At 38.6% G+C, this 20,803-nt stretch carries 19 protein-coding genes; 12 read left to right on the top strand and 7 right to left on the bottom strand.

Going from position 1 to position 20,803, the window contains the following annotated elements; genetic code table 11:
- Positions 1–73 precede the first annotated feature (73 nt).
- The 3 genes from moeA (at position 74) to ABN217_RS05285 (ending at position 4,057) form a co-directional block, all read left to right on the top strand.
- Positions 74–1,315, top strand: coding sequence for a molybdopterin molybdotransferase MoeA (gene moeA, locus ABN217_RS05295; protein ID WP_349439404.1), 1,242 nt, complete (start codon positions 74–76; stop codon positions 1,313–1,315).
- A gap of 5 nt (positions 1,316–1,320) precedes the next feature.
- Positions 1,321–2,088 (top strand): molybdopterin-synthase adenylyltransferase MoeB, encoded by a 768-nt coding sequence (gene moeB, locus ABN217_RS05290; protein WP_349439403.1) that lies wholly within the window; start codon positions 1,321–1,323, stop codon positions 2,086–2,088.
- Between the two features lie 268 nt (positions 2,089–2,356).
- Complete coding sequence (locus ABN217_RS05285) at positions 2,357–4,057, top strand: amidohydrolase (protein WP_349439402.1); 1,701 nt, start codon at positions 2,357–2,359, stop codon at positions 4,055–4,057.
- An 89-nt stretch (positions 4,058–4,146) separates the two neighbouring features.
- On the opposite strand, the gene ABN217_RS05280 is transcribed toward ABN217_RS05285, so the two are convergent.
- Complete coding sequence (locus ABN217_RS05280) at positions 4,147–4,611, bottom strand: GNAT family N-acetyltransferase (RefSeq protein ID WP_072070534.1); 465 nt, start codon at positions 4,609–4,611, stop codon at positions 4,147–4,149.
- Positions 4,612–4,620: 9 nt separating this feature from the next.
- Positions 4,621–5,199 (bottom strand): LOG family protein, encoded by a 579-nt coding sequence (locus ABN217_RS05275; protein WP_115350889.1) that lies wholly within the window; start codon positions 5,197–5,199, stop codon positions 4,621–4,623.
- Positions 5,200–5,529: 330 nt separating this feature from the next.
- Here ABN217_RS05275 and rhtA point away from each other — a divergent pair, with 330 nt between their 5' ends.
- Both rhtA and dps read left to right on the top strand, forming a co-directional pair.
- Positions 5,530–6,420 carry a threonine/homoserine exporter RhtA gene (gene rhtA, locus ABN217_RS05270; RefSeq protein WP_196553380.1) on the top strand — a complete coding sequence of 297 codons (891 nt, stop codon included), beginning with the start codon at positions 5,530–5,532 and terminating at the stop codon, positions 6,418–6,420.
- A 275-nt stretch (positions 6,421–6,695) separates the two neighbouring features.
- Positions 6,696–7,202 (top strand): DNA starvation/stationary phase protection protein Dps, encoded by a 507-nt coding sequence (gene dps, locus ABN217_RS05265; protein ID WP_072070537.1) that lies wholly within the window; start codon positions 6,696–6,698, stop codon positions 7,200–7,202.
- 67 nt (positions 7,203–7,269) lie between these two features.
- Here dps and dinG read toward each other — a convergent pair whose 3' ends face one another.
- A complete protein-coding gene (gene dinG / locus ABN217_RS05260; protein WP_349459159.1) occupies positions 7,270–9,378 on the bottom strand; it encodes an ATP-dependent DNA helicase DinG in 2,109 nt (702 codons plus the stop codon).
- Positions 9,379–9,632: 254 nt separating this feature from the next.
- On the opposite strand from dinG, the gene ABN217_RS05255 reads away from it, so the two are divergent.
- The 3 genes from ABN217_RS05255 (at position 9,633) to ABN217_RS05245 (ending at position 12,111) form a co-directional block, all read left to right on the top strand.
- Positions 9,633–10,535: a LysR family transcriptional regulator gene (locus ABN217_RS05255; protein WP_072070539.1), complete on the top strand. Its 903-nt coding sequence runs from the start codon at positions 9,633–9,635 to the stop codon at positions 10,533–10,535.
- An 80-nt stretch (positions 10,536–10,615) separates the two neighbouring features.
- Positions 10,616–11,497, top strand: coding sequence for a dihydrodipicolinate synthase family protein (locus tag ABN217_RS05250; protein WP_196553382.1), 882 nt, complete (start codon positions 10,616–10,618; stop codon positions 11,495–11,497).
- A 188-nt stretch (positions 11,498–11,685) separates the two neighbouring features.
- Positions 11,686–12,111 (top strand): ApeP family dehydratase, encoded by a 426-nt coding sequence (locus ABN217_RS05245; protein ID WP_196553383.1) that lies wholly within the window; start codon positions 11,686–11,688, stop codon positions 12,109–12,111.
- A gap of 99 nt (positions 12,112–12,210) precedes the next feature.
- On the opposite strand, the gene ABN217_RS05240 is transcribed toward ABN217_RS05245, so the two are convergent.
- Together ABN217_RS05240 and purB are read right to left on the bottom strand one after the other, a co-directional pair.
- On the bottom strand, positions 12,211–13,599 hold the full coding sequence (locus tag ABN217_RS05240) for an MmgE/PrpD family protein (RefSeq protein WP_197269402.1): 1,389 nt from the start codon (positions 13,597–13,599) through the stop codon (positions 12,211–12,213).
- An 81-nt stretch (positions 13,600–13,680) separates the two neighbouring features.
- Positions 13,681–15,048 (bottom strand): adenylosuccinate lyase, encoded by a 1,368-nt coding sequence (gene purB, locus ABN217_RS05235; protein WP_196553385.1) that lies wholly within the window; start codon positions 15,046–15,048, stop codon positions 13,681–13,683.
- 403 nt (positions 15,049–15,451) lie between these two features.
- On the opposite strand from purB, the gene metC reads away from it, so the two are divergent.
- From metC to sseA, 4 genes are all read left to right on the top strand, one after another.
- Positions 15,452–16,627 carry a cystathionine beta-lyase gene (gene metC, locus ABN217_RS05230; protein WP_196553386.1) on the top strand — a complete coding sequence of 392 codons (1,176 nt, stop codon included), beginning with the start codon at positions 15,452–15,454 and terminating at the stop codon, positions 16,625–16,627.
- A gap of 34 nt (positions 16,628–16,661) precedes the next feature.
- Entirely contained in the window at positions 16,662–18,029 is a 1,368-nt protein-coding gene (gene dcuC, locus ABN217_RS05225; RefSeq protein ID WP_072070545.1) for a C4-dicarboxylate transporter DcuC, read from the top strand.
- 265 nt (positions 18,030–18,294) lie between these two features.
- Positions 18,295–18,480 (top strand): YohO family small membrane protein, encoded by a 186-nt coding sequence (locus ABN217_RS05220; protein ID WP_036912140.1) that lies wholly within the window; start codon positions 18,295–18,297, stop codon positions 18,478–18,480.
- Positions 18,481–18,493: 13 nt separating this feature from the next.
- A complete protein-coding gene (gene sseA, locus ABN217_RS05215) occupies positions 18,494–19,336 on the top strand; it encodes a 3-mercaptopyruvate sulfurtransferase (RefSeq protein ID WP_197269403.1) in 843 nt (280 codons plus the stop codon).
- Positions 19,337–19,412: 76 nt separating this feature from the next.
- Here the strand turns inward: sseA and ABN217_RS05210 are convergent, their stop codons facing one another.
- Entirely contained in the window at positions 19,413–19,661 is a 249-nt protein-coding gene (locus tag ABN217_RS05210) for a GlsB/YeaQ/YmgE family stress response membrane protein (RefSeq protein ID WP_036938310.1), read from the bottom strand.
- A 202-nt stretch (positions 19,662–19,863) separates the two neighbouring features.
- Positions 19,864–20,796 carry a tRNA dihydrouridine(16) synthase DusC gene (dusC, locus tag ABN217_RS05205; protein ID WP_196553388.1) on the bottom strand — a complete coding sequence of 311 codons (933 nt, stop codon included), beginning with the start codon at positions 20,794–20,796 and terminating at the stop codon, positions 19,864–19,866.
- Between the last annotated feature and the right edge of the window lie 7 nt (positions 20,797–20,803).

Below are 20,803 nucleotides of genomic sequence, written 5' to 3'. Positions count from 1 at the left end.
ATGATGATGTCCATCGTGATAGATTAGTATCATGAAATAAAACAGAACATTTCGATAGATCTTGGAGTATATGATGAGTCAATGTCACGTTAGCGGTTTATTATCTCTTGATGAAGCGCTAGAAAAACTACTTGAAAAACCGCTGGCAATTACCGATACCCTTAACATCCCATTAAATAATGCAGCCGATTATATTCTAAGTGCAGATATTACATCTCCACTCAATGTTCCACCTTTTGATAATTCTGCAATGGATGGTTACGGACTTCGTTACGCTGACTTAGACACCCAAATTCCTCTTCCGGTGGCGGGAAAATCGTTTGCGGGTATTCCTTTTGAGGGAGAACTTCCTGCTGGTCAATGTGTCCGCATTATGACAGGAGCAATGGTTCCTACAGGCGTTGATACTGTCATTATGCAAGAAGAAGCTGAAGTCACTGAACATGGTGTTCATTTTTCACAACCTGCTAAGAAAGGCCAAAATATTCGCCGTATTGGTGAAGATATTAAAGAAAACGATATTGTATTATCTGCTGGCACTAAGCTTTCAACAGCACAATTGCCATTAATCGCCTCTTTAGGGATCGCCACTGTACAAGTTTATCGACGCTTAAAAGTTGCCGTTTTCTCAACAGGTGATGAATTACAAACTATCGGTCAGCCATTAAAAACGGGGCAAATATATGATACTAACCGTTTTGCTGTACGCTTAATGCTTGAAAAATTAGGTTGTGAAGTTTTAGATTTAGGCGTTATTCCTGACTCACCTGAAAAACTCCGTGAAACCTTTAAAAAAGCAGATCAAGAAGCAGATTTAGTGATCAGCAGTGGCGGTGTTTCTGTAGGTGAAGCAGATTACACCAAACAAATTCTTGATGAAATTGGAGAGATTGGTTTTTGGAAATTAGCCATTAAACCAGGAAAACCATTTGCATTTGGTCGATTGCACAATGCATGGTTCTGCGGTTTACCGGGTAACCCTGTCTCAGCAACCGTCACATTCTATCAATTAGTTCAGCCTTTGATTGCGCGGTTATCAGGTTTTAGTCATTGGAAAGCACCACAACGTTTCCAAGCCATAACACAATCACCATTGAAAAAATCAGTGGGTCGTCTTGATTTTCAACGTGGTATCGCAAGTATTAATGCAGAAGGTGTGTGGCAAGTAGACACTTCAGGTCACCAAGGCTCACACGTTTATAGCTCCTTTAGTGTCGCTAACTGCTTTATCGTCTTAGAACGTGAGCGTGGTAAAGTGGCTGCGGGTGAAACCGTCACAATCGAGCTATTTAATTCTCTGTTAAAAAGCGAATAGTTTTTATGAGTATCGAATTAACCGATGAAGAAACACTGCGCTACAATCGCCAGATTGTATTGAGGGGCTTTGATTTTGATGGTCAAGAGGCACTGAAAAGTGCCTCTGTATTGATTGTTGGCGCAGGTGGCTTAGGATGTAGTGCTTCGCAATATCTTACAGCCGCAGGTGTAGGAAAACTCACATTATTAGATTTTGATACAGTTTCCCTTTCTAATCTTCAGCGCCAAATTCTTCATCGTGACGCTACGATTGGCCAACCCAAAGTACTATCTGCAAAAGTAACATTAGAAGCAATTAATCCTCATGTCACAATAGACACCGTTGATGCATTACTTGAAGATGAGGCTTTAGATAAACTTATTAGCCAACATAATATCGTAATGGACTGTACGGATAATGTGGCAGTACGCGAGCAACTTAATCGCCTCTGCTTTCATCAAAAAAAACCACTAGTATCTGGTGCAGCGATTAGAATGGAAGGTCAAATCAGTGTATTCACTTATCAAGATGACGAGCCTTGCTATCGTTGTCTGAGCCATCTTTTTGGCGACAACGCTTTAAGTTGTGTTGAAGCGGGCATAATGGCACCTGTTGTAGGTACTATTGGCACATTACAAGCTGTTGAAGCAATAAAGTTACTCACTGGCTACGGTGAAAACTTGCATGGCAAAGTATTAATGTTTGACGCAATGCGAATGCAATTTCGTGAGTTTAAGCTACCTAAAAACCCACATTGCGAAGTATGCTCTGCCGATTTACCAGATAACTAACTACTTTTTATTCTAGATAAGGTAAGTCTAACCTATTTAAACTTACCTTATCGCTTCCCAAAAATAGAGGTATCAATCTATTTTCTTAGCAATTTAATCATCCTCTAAGTCGTATTTCTCGCTAAATCGACGTGACAAGCTTGTAGTATTCACTCTGATTTAATTCTACTATGACCGCCCGCGTCAAAACGCAACAGGATGCCCTATAAGCAAAACTATCATTTAAGCACAAGCTCAACGTGCTAAAAAAGCAATACAAGGTAGAAGAATGACATTTCAAATTGCAGACACTCTCTATTACAACGGGCTTATTTATACCGCTGATCATAATAACAATATTGTTGATGCTATCGCGATCAGCCAAGGTGTAATTATTGCTTCTGGTAAAAAAGAGGGTTTACTTTCTTACTGTAATGAAAATACTGAACAAATTGATTTACAGGGAAGAATGGTCATGCCGGGCATTATTGATGCACATATGCACCCATTCTGGGGAGGTGCAACATTAGCGGGTTGCCATCTTGATTATCAATCACTTGCTATCGATGACATTTTATCGCGTATTCAAAAATACCTTGATGAAAACTTTATTGATAATGATACTGAATGGCTAAAAGTTTCTGCGTGGTATCGTGAAGGTATGCAACCAGAAGGCGTACAAATGACACGCTATCACCTTGATACCTTAAATACAGCTCGCCCTATTTTGCTTTTTTCAAGTGATTGCCATAGCGTATTGGCTAATTCACGCGCTTTAGCGCTGTTAAATATCACTGCGGAAACACCTGATCCTCCTGATGGAAACATTGAACGTGATGGTGATAGAACACCAATAGGTATTCTTGAAGACGCACCTGCAATGCAAGCTATTGATAGCTTGCCACCACTCACTGAAGCACAAAACCTGCAAATCGCCCGTCATGTTCAAAAATTATTAAATGAACAAGGTGTAACCACTATTATGGATGCACGTGTGGGTGAGCCTCAATTACGCGCCTTTAATACATTAAGAAAAGCCGGTGAACTGACTCTTCGTGTTGAAAATGCCGTTGAAATTACGCCTGATGATGTGCCATCTATTGATGCTATTCCAAATGCTGTACACCATGCAGCTACTCGTTTTTCACAATGGCATCAAATCAGCGATGGGGCTCAACCTAGTGTTGCGATCCGCCATATCAAACTTTTTCTTGATGGTGTATTACAAGCACCAATTATGACGGCACGCCTTCATGCCCCTTATCGGATTAATGTCGGGACTGATGACACTCCTCATTGGCAAGACTCTGAACATATTGGCGATCTCTATTTCTCACCTGAAATTTTAACGCCGTTAGTCACAGAAATTGCCCGTGCGGGTTATCATCCTCATATTCATACCGTTGCTGAAGGTGCAATTAGTACGGCTCTAGACGCTATCAGTGAAATGCGTAAAGTGTTACCTGAAAAAGACATTAGACCGGGGCTTGCACATAATGAATTGATGTGTGAAAAAGATTATGCTCGTTTTACACAATTAAAAACCTACCCTTTTCTCTCTTTCCAATGGGCTGCTGTAGATCAGAACAATATTGAGAAAGATATTGAAATGCTTGGTAAATCTCGCTGTGAATATTTGGAAACGGCAGGGAAATTTATTGATGCGGGTGTCACCGTAGCTTTTGGTAGCGACTGGCCGATTGATCCACTTAATGAATGGTACGATTTTAAAGTTGCGATGACTCGCCAAAAAGATGCAACAAGTCCACGTCTTGATAACGATCGTAATCTGACATTAGTGGAAGTCTTACGTGCAGCCACCATTAATGCGGCAGAAGCTTTGGATATGGATACTCAAATTGGATCATTAGAAGTCGGAAAATTTGCCGATTTTATAGTATTAGATAGAAACCTGTTTGAAATATCGGCAGAAGATGTTGAAAATGTCAGGGTATTGTGTACGATCATTGCGGGGAAACCCACAATTTAGCTGAATAATATAAGTAATAAACCCGCGTTAAGCGGGTTTATTTTTATCAATGCGCTTAATCCTATGAGAATTAATATAAATTTAGTCTGTTATAAAGCAATCCCCATCACTGTGCTCACTTCTTTTAACCCTTCACGTTCGTAAAAACGTTTTGCAGCGCCATTTTCAGCTAATACAGATAACTCAAGATGTGTCATTTTTTCTGATATCGCCCACTCTTTCATTGCAGTTAGCAATAAACGGCCGACACCTTGGTTACGTATTGTAGGATCAGTGACAATATCGTAAATATAGGCATATTTACGTTGAACTAAACAGTTAAACATAGGCGTTTCTTGAATTTGTGCAATGCTAAATCCAATTACTTTGCCATCTAAATCTGCGACCAAAAGATGAAATTTATTATTTTTTATTCCATTAATAATAAAAGCTTCGTCTTGCTTACCCGGCTTTAATCGATCGGGTTGTAAATTAGCCATTTCATTAAATAAATGGGTGTAAAGGTCATTAATTTCTTCTACATCAGACAAAATTGCTTTTCTTATTATTATCATTTTTTACCTTTATTTGTTGTAGGTTTTAACTGGAGGTGCAATATATGTTTCAAATTTATCTAATAATTGAATAGGACATTGTTCTACAATTGCCATATTGCGGTACTTTTCATGTAAGAATTGTTCGTCCGCCATTTTATCAATCATCATTAATAATGGTGAATAAAACTGATTGATATTAAGTATGCCCAATGGTTTTTGATGCAAACCAATTTGGCTCCATGTAAAGACTTCACTAAACTCTTCTAATGTACCAAAACCACCCGGTAAAGCGACAAAACCTTCAGCCAGTTCTATCATTTTACTTTTACGCTGATGCATGGTCTCAACAATATGCAGTTCAGTCAGATTATTATGAGATATTTCACGCCCTTCTAATAGCGTAGGAATAACGCCTATCACCTTTCCGCCTTCAGCTAATACTGTATCGGCGAGTGTCCCCATAATTCCTACACTTGCACCACCATAAATTAAGGTGATATTACGTTTAACCAGCTCTTTGGCAAAAATAATGGCCTGTTCTTTATAAATAGGTGATGCGCCTAAACTAGAGCCACAATACACTGCGATAGATTTTATTTTATTCATTTGTTATTCTCATTTTGCTAGTTAAAACGAATTTTGAATTATACTTAAGCCTACTTTGATAAAAAAGGTTAAAAAAAGTGTTTTTGCACTTTTTATCGTACATATATTGTTAATTATTATTAATTCTAATATTTAAATTATCCTAATTTTTATTTTAATAAATATTAATTAATTTATATTTTAGCTAAGTTTATTCAACTAAATTTAACTGAAAATATTTATTAATAAATAACTATATTAAAGCACGTAATTTTATTCTATATTATGCGATCCTTTGTTATCTCGCTAACAGAGCACACATACGATTGATTATTGACGAGGTTTTATAGGATGTTGTCAGCCAGACACTCAGCTAAATTACAGGTGTTTTACCCTGTGCTTCTTTTGCTCCTTTCTATGCTTTCGATACAAAGTGGCGCATCCCTTGCTAAAAGCCTATTTCCAGTTATTGGTGCCCCTGCGGTAACGGCGTTACGCCTATTATTAGGGACTTTGATCCTATTTTTTATCTTTAAACCATGGCGACTCAAATTTAATCGCGAGTCAATTATGCCACTGTTTTTATATGGCTTATCTTTAGGTGCAATGAATTACCTTTTCTACCTTGCACTTGAAACTATCCCGCTAGGTATTGCTGTAGCCCTTGAATTTACAGGCCCTTTAGCCGTTGCAATGTTTTCATCGCGCAGAGCTATCGACTTTTTATGGATAATTTTAGTCATCGCTGGCTTAGGATTATTGTTGCCTATTGGTGATAATATTCATGGCCTTGACCCACTGGGTATTCTTTATGCCTTAGGCGCAGGTGTGGGGTGGGCATTATATATCGTATTCGGACAACGTGCTGGAAAAGGCTATGGTGCGGCAACTGTATCAATTGGTTCATTAGTAGCCGCTTTTATTTTTGTGCCTATCGGTATATTACAAAGCAGCCCTGATATTATGTTTAGCTGGTCTATCTTACCCATTGCCTTAGCGATTGCGATTTTATCAACCGCGTTTCCTTATACCTTGGAAATGATCGCACTTACGCGCTTACCCGCCAAAACATTTGGTACTTTAATGAGCTTAGAGCCTTGTATGGGTGCCTTTATTGGTATTATTTTCTTACATGAACATTTGACGTTAATACAATGGGTTGCCTTAGCCTTTATTGTTTTAGCTTCTATTGGCTCAACAGCAACAATGAAAAGTAAAACCAAAATTGAGGAAGTAAAATAGATATTTAACTCATTTTACTCAGTAAGAAATAAATATTAATTTAAAAAGGATCTTATGATCCTTTTTACTTATTAAATAATAACTTTACTGACCTATCATTGCTATTTTGCGCTCATTGTCTTACCCTAAATAGACTATTTCGATAGATTAGATTTTTTTAATAGATGACCTATCAATTTAATAGTATCAATCGATAAGACTAACCATTAATAATTCACTATCATGATTTACAGAAATTAAGATATTGATTTATTAATTATTTAGGGAGAACGATTATGAGTACTGCTAAATTAGTCAAATCCACACCTTCAACTCTGCTTTATACCCGTAATAATCTCGATGACAGCGTAAAACTGCACGCTATCGAGTTACTGCAACAAATGGTGACGCAGTTTATCGACCTATCTCTCATCACAAAACAAGCGCACTGGAATATGCGTGGTAGAAACTTTATTTCTGTTCATGAAATGGTTGACGGCTTCCGTGACACCATAAATGAGCACACCGATGAATTTGCAGAGCGTATTGTTCAATTAGGTGGCACTGTATTAGGCACCGCACAAGTTGTTAGCAAGAAAACCCCATTGAAAGCTTATCCTCTGGATATTCATGATGTACAAGACCATTTAAAAGCACTGGCTGATCGTTACGCTATCGTTGCAAATGATATCCGTAAAGCCATTGATGAAGTTGAAGACGAAGACACCGCCGATATGTTTACCGCAGCATCGCGTGATCTTGATAAATTCTTATGGTTCATTGAAGCCAATATTGAGAATTAATTCGTAATAACAAATTTCTATTATGACTTAGAAAGGCTACCTCTCTTGATATAGGTGGCCTTTCTCTTTATTTCTCTTTAGGCATATCAGGTTGATAAATAGGGAAAACAGGTAGTGCTGTTAATAAGCGTGAACCATAGTTTTTGGTTAGTAAACGTCTGTCATAAATAATAATTTCGCCGTGGCAATGATGGCTGCGGATAAGTCGCCCAACTTGCTGAATTAAATTAAACGATGCACTTGGCAAGCTCTGCACTTCAAAAGGATAACGTTTCAGCGATTTTAACCACTCGCCTTCTGTCACAATCACTGGATCGGTCACAGGTGGAAAAGCAATTTTATGAATATGCACCTGCGTTAAATAATCGCCTTTTAAATCGAGTCCTTCGGCAAATGATTGTAAACCTATCAATACACTATTATCTCCTGCATCAATACGCTTACAATGTGTTTCTACCAAGCGATAACGAGGCTGATCTCCTTGCACCAATAAGCATAACCGTAAGTCTTTCACTTCTTCTAAAAAGCCATCCATTGCCCGTTGGCTACTAAATAAAACCAATTGTCCTCTGTGGTTATTCGCTTCCATGCTTTGTCGAAAATAACGTGCCATTTCTTTTAAATGTTCACGTTCATGAGTCATCGTCGGTTCATAGCGCATTTTAGGAATAACTAATCTACCCTGATCTTTATGTTCAAAAGGTGAAGACAACGTAATAAAGCGATCATCAAAATGCTCACTTAATCCTGTTAATTCTTGAATGCGAGAATAGCTATTTAACGAGCGTAACGTTGCAGATGTAATAACCACATGTGGGATATTTTTCCATAACAATTGTGTCAGTTGTTCGCTTACTCGAATACCTGCGCAATGGAAATAGAGATGAGACTGCTTTTTATCGTAACGCCGAGTGAGCCATTTCGATACAGGTGCTTTTGAGGTTTGCTCTAATGTGGCTAAGCGCCACAATTTGGCCATATTCTCTAAATAACCGACCATTCTACTGGTAGTTAAAATGGCACGATGTAAACGCACAACATCTTCTTTTGCTGTACGCTCTGTTAAATCATTTAAAATAGCTTCACCCAACATTTTTAAACTATCTGTTAGCTTAAATAATGTCTGACAACTTAACAGAAGCTGTTCAGGTAATTCGCCTAATGGAAAGAGATATTCATCTTGTTCACTACGTTCTGGTAATAATGCTCGCGTAAAGGTATCAACCTCTTGATAAGCCTCACGTAACTTAGCAATGTGAGCATCAAAACGAATAGGATCAGCCAACTTAGGGGGTCTTACAGGAATAAATTGCGCTAAATACTGACTAACATGGCGAGTAATATTATCCAGCTGATTATTAAGGGCAACTAAGGTAATTTCCCCTTCGACTTCGAGTGCATCTCGCGCAACATCAGGAATATGATGACCTTCATCCAACACTAACAGCAGGTTTTTGGCATCGGGTAATACCGATTCGCTTTCCATTGCTGCCATCACTAAAGCGTGATTGGTAATAACAACATCCACTTCATCAATTTCACGGCGTGCAATAAAAAAAGGGCAACGATGATAATATTGGCAATTACGTCCTAAACAGTTCATTTTATCGGTGCTAATTTTACGCCATAAACTGTCTGTTAATGCCCGTTTATGATGATCACGTAAACCATCCCAACCGAAACTGGTAAAATCATTTTTTAGCTCTTGGCAAATTTCTCTTTCTGCACTGGTCGCCACATCCACTTTGTCTTCAAGCAAAAACATTAAGTCGATTTGTTCACCTTCTGTTACACAAATCGCGTCTAAATTACGTGGACATAAATAGCGGCCACGGCCAAAAGCCCCCGTGAAAGTAAGATCTGGAATGATTTTTTTGAGTAATGGGAGATCTTTGCTAAAAATCTGATCTTGCAGTGCCACATTGGCTGTACTGATAATCAGTGGTTTTTTTTCATCACGACTGATAGCAATACCCGGAATAAGATAAGAAAGTGTTTTACCTACCCCAGTCGGAGCTTCAATCACTAAGTGTCGTCCCATTTCATCAGAAAAAGTCTTGGCCACTTCAGCTATCATTTCACGCTGTGGCGCACGCGGAATAAACCCTTCAATATGCTCTGGTAGGGCTTTATACCACTGACTTATTTGATTTTTGACTGATTGAGAAAGAGACATAACTACTCTGTGACTGATTTTAAGAAGGGCGCTATTGTCTCATAACACTGTATAAAAATCAGTAGTTACCTTCATTTGCTCTCTTCTTTCATCAAAGAATGGATAACGCCTCGAAATTATTGAGCTTTGTTATAGATTATTAATCCAACTCTTCATAGTATGAGTATTGATGCCATAACTTCTAAAAATAGCCTTATAAAAAATAATACTTTTTGTTTGATTAAATACAACAACACCAGTTAAGAGACACCATAATGACCCCTACAAAGCGCCCTATTTTTAACTTAGAACTTGATTTACTCCGAACCTTTGTTGCTGTTGTCGATGGAAATACCTTTGCCGCAGCCGCAGAATCTGTTTGCCGTACTCAATCTGCAGTAAGCCAGCAAATGCAACGCCTTGAATCGTTGATAGGCAAAGAGCTGTTTGCTCGCCAAGGTCGAAATAAAACACTGACAGAAGCGGGTACACAACTGCTTAACTATGCTCGCCGTATTTTGCGCCTAAATGATGAAGCTTGTCTTTCATTAATGCATGAAGAAATTGATGGGATCTTAAAAATTGGCTCCCCTGATGATACGGCAAACACAATTTTACCTGATCTACTTGCACGTTTTTCAGGGGCGTATCCTCGTCTTATTATGGAAATCATTGTTAAACGTAGTCCGTTTTTAATGTCGATGCTAGAAAACAACGAGCTTGATTTAGCCATTTCTACTGAAGAACATGTGGGTTACCCCAAAATTGTGCTACGAGTTTCCCCTTCCTTATGGTATTGCGGAAAACATTTCAGGTTTGATCTTGATGAACCCTTGCCATTAGTTGTATTAGATGAACCCAGTACATACCGCGATATGATGATAAATCACCTTGATCAACAAGGTATTCGTTGGCGGATCGCTTATATTGCTACAACGCTTTCAGGTGCAAGAGCTGCTGTACGTGCGGGCTTAGGTATTATGGCTCGTTCAATTGAGCTTTCAGGTGACGATTTGCGTATTTTAGGCGAAAAAGAAGGCTTACCCCCTTTACCAGCAATTAGTTATAACCTATATCTCAATGCCAATAGCCCAGGAAAAGCCGCACAAATACTGTTTGATTCGTTAAAGAATGAGCAAAATGAAGTGATTAATCATGCTGATATTACACTTCAATAAGAATAGAGATTTCAAAGCCCTTAAATAGTGTTGATAACCAAAGCAATAAAATATTAAAACCATAAAACAGGACACCGATTATGACCCAATTCCATGGTATTTTTCCTTACCTTGTTTCCCCTGTTGATCAAACTAAAGGCACCATTCTTGAATCTTCATTACGTCGATTGGTCGAACATTTGATCTCGTGTGGCGTTCATGGTTTAAGCCCGTTAGGTAGCACGGGTGAATACGCTTATCTCTCTCAAGCACAGCGTAATGAAATTGTGCGTATCACAGTTGATCAAACTGCGGGGCGTATCCCTGTTATCGCAGGGGTTGCCGGTTTTTCAACCGCAGATGCTTGTCATCAAGCCGAACAATACGCCCAGTTAGGTGTAGATGGCATGGTGCTGATTTCACAAAAAATGTACCCGTTAAGTGAAACCGCACAAGCAGGTTATTTCCGAACTATCGCTGAAGCATTTCCTGAAAAATCCATGACAATTTATACCAATCCGGGGCTTTTGGGTGATGTTCTTCCCATCTCTTTATTTAATGAACTTAGCTATATTCCCAATATTGAATATATTAAAGATGCATCAAGCAATACAGGTCGATTGCTTACTATGATCAACACCTTTGGTGAACGCGTGAAGATCTTTAGTGCTTCGGCACATATTCCATTACTTGTATTAAAACTTGGTGGTGTCGGTTGGATGGCCGGCCCTGCTTGTGTATTACCAAAGCAATGTGTTGAACTATATGACCTCGCAACAAAAGGTGACTTTGATACGGCATTAGCAAAACAAAAAGAAATGTGGCAAATCAACGAAGCCTTTACCAAATATTCGTTAGCATCATGTATTAAAGCCTCTCTAAATATTCAAGGTTTTGATGTGGGCTTGCCTATTTTACCGCAAGAGCCTCTAAACGATGTCGCAATGGCGGATCTACGCCAAATTATTGCTCGCCTTGATTAATAAGCTATTCTTATTGAGTCATACTAATGGCTAGATTTTATACTTTTCTAGCCATTGTTATTATTTTTATGACTATTTCCTGTCTAAAATCATTAGGTTGTACTGTACGATATTGAATAAGAATGAAATAATAGCCGACATTATTACAAAATCGTGTTTATTCTATCACCATAACGAGGAGAAAATGTATGCCCATTTCCGTCAGTGAAATAATGGAAATATTACCTCATCGTTATCCATTCTTATTAATTGATGGTGTTATTTCTGAGCCAGCTGAACTTGCTAGTGGCAAATTAATCGCAATTAAAAATATCACCACCAATGACACTGTTGTTTTTGGCGGATTTTACCCTCCCTTACTACTCCTTGAAAGTATGGCTCAAGCCGCTGGAGTTCTTGCACATTACTACCTTTCCCCCATGGAAGAAGGCCAGCAATGTTATTTTGCCAGTATAAAAAAAGCACGTTTTCATGATGCAGTAAAAGCAGGTGATCAACTACTTATTGAGATCGAATTTCGTCGGCAGCGCCGTACTATTGTTAGTTTTTCTGGTGTTGTTCGTAATGGTGAAAAGATTATTTGTACATCTGAATTTATGTGTGCAAGGCAATAAAAAAGGATTGGTAGCTCAAACCAATCCTTTACACTCATCTTTTACACTGCCCTTTCACATCAAGCTGTTACACAATCATCTTGTCTATTTTATTTCTGCCTAACCTTCTATTTCTTTAATACGTAATAATTGTGTTATTTCTGAAATGGTGGCATTGTCGAAATGCAGTATTTTTTCAACTAATTGTGCTGCTTGTTCTGCTTCTATCGCCAAAGATGCATTATCGTAAAACTTACTGATCACATCTTTATCTGTCATTGGATTTTGTGGATTGCCATATTGAATATCTAATCTCTCTGTGATCTTCTCGCCATTTTTTAATGTCACGAAAATTAATCCGGGGAAATAGGTAGGAAATGGGATCTCTCCTTTTTCGGGATAACGATAACTTACACGCTTTGCTAATGATTGGATATCTTCCCGTTGTAGGTTTTCAGGTAATAATGAAGAGAGCGTTAAAGCGTTATCTAAAAAACCTGCAGCAAATAACCATGGCAAACTAAATTTAGCTCCGTAGGCTGTTTGAGGTGCCCATTTTGTTTCAGGAGGCTCACAAATCAAGGCAGCTGCGACAGGATCAACCACGCATTCCACACTTTCAATATCATCAGCCGTGATCCCTTTTTTCAGCAAATTACGCCCACAATCCACAGTCGCATGAGCAAAATGGCACACCGGATAAGGTTTAATCGAAACATTTAAAAATTCCCATACATCACCTAATCCCAATGCCACTTGTTCGGGGTGTGCTTGCTCTCGAATACCATGGGTTTGATAGAGGCTATAGCGACCTTCGAATATCGTTTCAGGGCCAGTCATTCCACCTTTCGCCAATGATGCGGCAATAATACCTGATTGCGCAGCCCATCCCGCATGAAAGCATTTAGAAGAAGAACTATTGGTAAGATATTCAGCCACTCCTCCTGCTTGGCTTCCTGTGAGCCCTAATGCATTCACAGTCTGTTCTGGTGTTAATTTTAATAACGAGGCCGCACAAGCTGTTGCGCCAAAAATACCTGCAATCGCAGTGGCATGAAAGCCTCGTTGATGAAATCCACTATGGCTTGCTAAGCCGACTCTAGCCGCAACTTCCCAGCCAATCACCCAGGCCGTTAAAATATCTTGTGATGACGCACCGATTGACTCACCCAATGCAAAAGCAATCGGCGTTAATACCGCGCTACCATGTGTAATAGAATCGGTATGTGTATCATCAAAATCTAATGCATGTGATGCAATACCATTTGTAAGTGCAGCTACAGTTGTACTTGTTGTGAGTGAACTGCCCCAAATTGGAATAGTGCCTTGGCTATCAGGTAAAAAAGTGATGCCCTGACGACTTTGAATCGCACTTTGTTGTACACTCCCCGCAAGTGCAACACCTAATGTATCTAATAAATGAATTTTAGCTCGGCTAATAACTTGAGCTGGTAAATCAGAGAAAGTGGTTGTCGTAATAAATTGGGCTAACTGCTGACTTAATGTCATAAACACCTCGAAATAGATAAGAAAAAGCCAGTAATATCACCGGCTTTTAGATAATAAGAAGGTTGAGTTCAATCAAGTCACTTAGTCATTTAACCAACCAGACGCTTTAGTTTGCGCAACAACACGATCAACTTGGGTCGGTGCATTTCCTACATAAGTTGTTGGATCTAAAAGTGCATCAAGCTCTTCTTGAGTAATGTGATCACGAATACGGGTATCACGATTAATCGCTTCAACAAAAGTGATACCTTCTTCTTGCCCTGACATTGATGCTTCATACACAATTTCATGTGCAGTTTGTTTACCCGCTTTATCAGATAATGCAAACATCACTCGCTCTGCCAACATAAAGCCACCCAAAATGTCCATATTTTCACGCATTTTTTCTACATGCACATTTAATCCACCTAATACTGTTTTCATATTATCGAAGATAACAGACAGCATCAGGCACATTTCTGGCATGATTTTCCATTCCATTTTCCAAATCGCACCATCGCGCTCATGCTGATGTTTCATCATATCCGTTAATACAGATAGATTTGCTTTTAGGGTATTACTCACACAGGCCGCATTTTCCACAATAGCAGGATTACGTTTATGTGGCATAGTCGAAGAGCCCACTTGACCTTTACTAAATGGCTCAGATAACTCATCAATTTCGTTATGCGCTAATAGTAGGATTTCATTAGCAATTTTACCTAGCGTACCGCTAATTAAACCGATTAACATGCCATATTCACTGAATCTATCGCGCGCAGGTTGCCATGAAATTTCAGGTACACCTAAGCCTAAGCGTTTTAATACACGAGCTTCTAATTCATCAGCTTTATCGCTTAAAGAAGCTTTTGTACCTACCGCACCGACAACACTGCCAACAAATAAGCGAGGTTCTATCTCTTTAAGTCGTTGATAATGACGCGCTAATTCAGTTAGCCAGATCGCTGTTTTATGCCCAAATGTAATTGGCAGAGCTTGTAATGCTAACGTACGTCCAACCATTGGCGTGTTGCGATGTTGTTCACTTAATGAAAGCAATGCACGACCTAATACTTTGATATCACGTAAAAAAGTATGATGAGCATCTTTTAGTTGCAATACAAGGCCAGTATCAATGACATCTTGTGTTGTTGGGCCAAAATGAACATATTCCCCATAATGTTCTGGGCAAGCATGCTCTAAACCACGAATTGTTGGCACTAATGGATGGCGAGTAAGACGCACTTGTTCTAATACATAATCCATATCGAGCTTTTCAAGTTTCGCGGTATCTGCAATAACTTTTGCCGCCTCTTTCGGGATCAAATCTAATTCGGCTTGTTCAATAGCTAATGCTGCTTCATAATCAAGCCAATTTTGCATTCTTGTTTTATCAGAAAAAATAGTTCTCATCTCTTCTGTTGACCATAAATTCTTTAATAAAACCGAATCAAAAACGCTGGTTCCCATAATTATTTCCCCTGTTAAAAAAATAATAAAAAAATCGTTTTTTTAATCAAACGACTTGTTAGATTGTTATTTTATTTATGCAATATAATCTCAAAAAAAACACTTTGATAATTTTAATCTAATTTCAAATATTTCTTATCAATTAAAAAATAACATTGATTCAACGCGTTACAAATAACCCTTTATTTATTAGTTATAACTTTTGATTCTTAAATAACATTTAAGATTTAATTAGAATAATTAATGCTAAAAAGTTAGAGGAAGATCATCATTTTTAGAAAATAGCTATTTTAAAAATAAATAAGTTTGTTATAAATAATAGAAACAAAATAAGCACAATCAGTAATTAATCATTTTATTTAATTACCGGGGAACTCTATTTCTATATTTGGAGATATTAATAATGAAACAAAATAAACAAACAAAATTGATACACAGTGGACGTCAAGAAATTAAAACTTCTGGCCCTATTAATCCACCCGTTATGAGAGCCAGTACTATTGTTTTTGACTCAATAAAAAGCTGGCGTGATGTGCGTGATCGTCGTGCAACAGAACGTGTATTGAGCTATGGCGCACGTGGTACCGAAACCGCTTTTGCATTAGAAGCATTAGTGACCGAGTTAGAAGGCGGTCATCGTGCACAGTTATTCCCGACTGGATTGGCGGCTATCGCAGTGACCATCATGGGATATGCGCGTAGTGGTGGACATGTTTTATTTGCAGATTCTGTTTATGAACCTGTGCGTAAAATCGCATCTGCTTTCCTTGAACCCAATAACATTGCTTATAGCTTCTTTAAAACAGATGGTTCAGATTTTGAGCAAAAAATTCAACAAAATACACAGCTTATTTTTGTCGAATCACCAGGTTCACTCCTTTATGAAATGCTTGATTTACCTGAAATCTGCCGTATTGCTCATGAAAGAAATATTCCTGTCGGTGTTGATAATACATGGGGTTCTGCATGGCTTTATAACCCGCTTGAATTAGGTGCTGATGTCTCTGTTATTGCGGCAACTAAATATTTGTGCGGTCACTCTGATGTCATGATGGGCATTATGGTTGCGAATGAAAAAGCATGGGAAAAAATTGGTGCATTACCTGAAGCATTAGGTCAAGCCAGTAGCCCTGATGATGCAGCACTCGTACTTCGCGGAATGAGAACATTAGGTCAACGTATTGCTGCTCATGGTAAATCAGCTTTGGCTATCGCACAGTGGTTAGAGACACGTCCTGAAGTTGAAAAAGTATGGTTCCCTGAATTACCAAATCACCCTCGTCATGATTTGTGGAAACGTGACTGCAAAGGCAGTAATGGCCTATTAACTATTGAATTTAAACAAGAATTTACCACAAAACAATCAGAGCAATTTATTGATGCGCTTGAACTATTTGGTATTGGTGCATCTTGGGGTGGGTTTGAAAGCCTTGCATTACCCGCCAATGTCGTTGGCGCAAGAACAGCCTCTAATTGGCGTGAAGGTCATGGCCCTTTTGTACGTTTACACATCGGCCTTGAAGCAACAGATGATCTTATTGCAGATATTACACAAGCTTTTTCAGCATTAAACCAATAACAAAAAATATTGCATCATTACCGGGGAATTCACTATGACAGGTTTAATCATTGCCGCGCTGGTAACAGCGTTGGTGGTTTATTTACTGGCACGGGGTTATAAACCTCAGCCAGTATTATTACTCGGGGGCTTGTTGTTACTGCTCCTAACGGCTTCTCTCGATCTTAATCCGTTATTACCTGAAAATAAGACAACTCAATTTAAGTATTTTGATGTCTTCCAAATTTTCACGGATATTATGAGTTCTCGTCTTGCTGGTCTTGGTTTAACGTTAATGGCTATTGCGGGCTTTTCTCGTTATATGGAACACGTTGGCGCAAGTCGTGCTTTATTCGCAATTTTTGAAAAGCCATTAAAAGCCATAAAATCACCTTACTTATTGTTAGTGATTTCATTTCTAGTCACTCAAATCTTGGTTATTTTTATTCCTAGCCATGCTGGTTTAGGTATGCTGTTAATGGTCACTATGTATCCGATATTAATTCGTTCTGGTATTAGTCCACTTTCTGCTTTAGCCGTTATTGGATGCTGCCAGTTTATCGACCATGGTCCTGGCTCTGGTAATGTGATTATGGCTGCAAAAACAGCGGATATCGAACCTGCCGTCTATTTTGTTCAGCACCAATTACCCGTTACTATTCCTATTATTATTGCTGTTGCTATTACTCACTTCTTTATTCAACGCTGGTGGGATAAACGTGAAGGTTTTGTTTTTGACCCAACAACCATTGATGTTGTAAAAGAAGAAGGCAATAAAATTCCACTGTCTTATGCTCTATTACCTGTGATCCCTTTAATTCTGATTATCGGTTTCAGTCCTTTGCTACACCCTTACATTAAATTAGAAGTCACCACGGCAATGATTATTAGTACCGTAATTGCACTTCTTTTCGAATATGTTCGCTTACGTGATGCAAAAGCGGTGATGAATAGCTTTATGCTGTTCTTTGAAGGAATGGGTAAGCAATTTGTCTTAGTGGTCTCGTTAATTGTGTCTGGTGAGTTCTTTGCTAATGGTCTACTTAAAAGTGGTGCCGTCGATACGCTAATTAGCTCTGCTCAAGATGCTGGCTTCGGCATTGCCGCGATGATCATTGTAATGAGTGCCATTCTTGCATTAGCGGCCTTTTTAATGGGATCAGGTAATGCGGCATTCTTCTCATTTGCAGCCTTAACACCAAAAATTGCCGCTTTCTTAAAAGTCGATGTCATTACTTTAATTTTACCAATGCAAATAATGACAAGCTTTGGTCGTACTGTTTCACCCATTACAGCCGCCATTGTTGCCATTGCTGGTATTGCGAATGTCTCACCTTTCCAAATAGTTAAACGTACTGCCATTCCTATGGCTGTCGCAGCTATTGTGAACTTAGCAATGACATTCTGGTTTTTATATTCCTAATTAAGTTGCGTTACCCCTTGCCCTTAAACTCATTTACTCCTGAGTTTAAGGGTTTTTTTCTTATCATTGACTGTAACCTTTGATTGAAATAATTAACGTCAACGCTAACTTTACTCAGGCTATTTATAAAAAATAAATAGCCTTTTTATTTATCTATTCATCTCTTTTTTAGCCACTCTCATTTGTCGATTAAACTGACTTAGCACTTGTTTCAACTTCATATCTAGATATACTTTTGCGCAACATTCATCTGCAAATGAACATTATGAAAAAAATAATTATTGTTATTATCGCACTACTTGCTTTCGGTTCTATCGGTGGTGTTTTCCTTGCGGGCTTAAATATCTATACACGCTCCACCACACCAATAGAAACAGAGCAAACGCAACCTGAAACATCACCTACACAGCAATTTCCAGCTATCCCAGACAGCTCACCTTCTGCTAAATAAATGAGGTCGCACCGTGGAATACGATTACTTTGTTACACCCAAATGGCTATTTGAACATCAACATAATGCTGATGTTGTGATCCTTGATGTCAGCGCACCAATGCCAACCCAACAGATTGATTATCAAGCGCTTTACCTTGAACGTCATATTCCACATGCGCATTTTTTTAATCTCGATGAAGTCGCAGATAAAACAACAACATTGCCACATATGTTGCCATCTGATGCACTATTTTCAGAAACGCTGACGCAATTAGGTATCTCTAATACCACAACTGTTATTCTTTACGATCAAGGTAACTTATTTTCTGCACCTAGAGGTTGGTGGACATTAACCACTCTAGGTTGCCGTAATGTGCGCATTCTTGCTGGCGGTCTACAAGCATGGATTGATTCTGGATTTCCTATAGAACAAGGTGAAGCTATCAAGACACCTGGGCAATCCCCATTTGTAGTTGAACGTCACTCCCAACGTTATGCCAATAAACAACAACTTATTGATAATCTAGCGACAAAGCAAAAACAGATGGTTGATGCGCGTTCTGCTGATCGCTTTTATGGTAGAGCACCAGAACCCCGCCCAGGCTTGCGCAGTGGACATATCCCCGGTAGTAAAAATGTGCCTTGGAATGAATTAGTTATAGATGGAAAATTAAAAGATAAAACTGAATTAAAACAAATATTTGAACAGGCTGGTGTTGATTTATCACAACCCATTATTGTTACCTGTGGCTCTGGTATGACTGCGGCAATTTTATTTTTAGCATTAACTGTATTAGGTTGCCAATCTATCGCACTTTATGACGGCTCTTGGGCGCAATGGGGTGCTGAAAGTGCCCTTCCCTGTGAATGCTGATTTAATCAGTCCACGCTTTAAAAAGTAAACCCGCATTACGCGGGTTTATTATCAATATCTATTTGATGTGAAGGCATTAACTTGCAAATATTTTTGCAAGGTAGAGCACAACAATGGCACCAATCACAGCGACAACAAAGCTACCAAAATTAAAGCCATCCACTTTACCTTTGCCAAAGAAGCTACTAATTGCACCACCGACAACCGCACCTACAATACCAAGAATACAAGTCCATATCAGACCAATATCATAAGAGCCTGGCATTAAGAATTTCGCCAAAATACCTGCGATTAAACCAAAGATAATCCAAGCAAGAATTCCCATATTTCCCCCTAAAATAGTCATGATATAAACAACATACCTAAAAAAGTCACCTATTGAGTGTAAGTCGAAAAAGTAATTTTTTCCAATTATTAGAAATAAATTACATAATATTTAGGATAAATGGATGGATTATTTCTCAATAAATAAAAAAATAGCGCTGATTAATTAGCGCTATTTTTTATTGGATAAGATTATTTTTAAACTACAGAGCCTCTATTGCCACTGCAATTTCTGGCGACGTTTTTAATGTTCTAATTTGTCTAAATAATTCATCAGCTTCTGGATACTCTTTGCGTAAATAACTAAACCACTGTTTAATCCGTGATGCATGATAAATTGTCGTATCACCGCGCTTTTCTAAGCGAATATAGCGCTTTAATAATTCAATAACCTCAGACCAAGGCATCCTTGTTTCTATACCTTTTACAACACGACTTAAGTTAGGCGTATTCATTGCACCACGACCAATCATTATCGCATCACAACCTGTTGTGGCTAAACAGGCCAATGCATCTTCGCGGTTCCAAATTTCACCATTGGCAATTACAGGTATTGAGAGTCTTTGACGAATATCACCAATGGCCTGCCAATTGATTTTTTCAGCATTATAACCATCTTCTTTTGTTCTGCCATGTACTGTGATTTCTGTTGCGCCACCCTGTGCTACGGCATCAGCAATTTCATGGCTATATGTAGAAGAATCCCAACCAAGTCTGACTTTTACTGATACGGGTAATTCTAAAGGTACTGCATTACGCATCTCTTTAGTTGCTTGATAAATAGTTTCAGGCTGTTTTAAAAGTGAAGCTCCTCCACCACTACCATTAACCGTTTTTGAAGGGCAACCACAGTTTAAATCAACGCCCCAAGAGCCTAACGATACGGCTCTAAACGCATTTTCAGCCAACCATTGAGGGTGTTGACCTAGTAATTGCACCCGTACAAGCGTGCCACTTTTTGTGCGACTTTCTGTATGTAATTCAGGACATAAGCGATAAAAGGCTTTTGTTGGTAATAATGAATCAACAACACGCACAAATTCTGTAATACAGAGATCGTAATCGTTAATCGAAGTAAGTAATTCTCTCACAAGGGGGTCTAAAACCCCCTCCATTGGCGCTAATAGAACTCGCACTTTTTAA

The sequence above is a fragment of the Proteus sp. fly-1067 genome (assembly GCF_040139345.1).
Taxonomy (GTDB): domain Bacteria; phylum Pseudomonadota; class Gammaproteobacteria; order Enterobacterales; family Enterobacteriaceae; genus Proteus; species Proteus vulgaris_B.
This window is presented reverse-complemented; position numbering and strand designations above follow the sequence as displayed.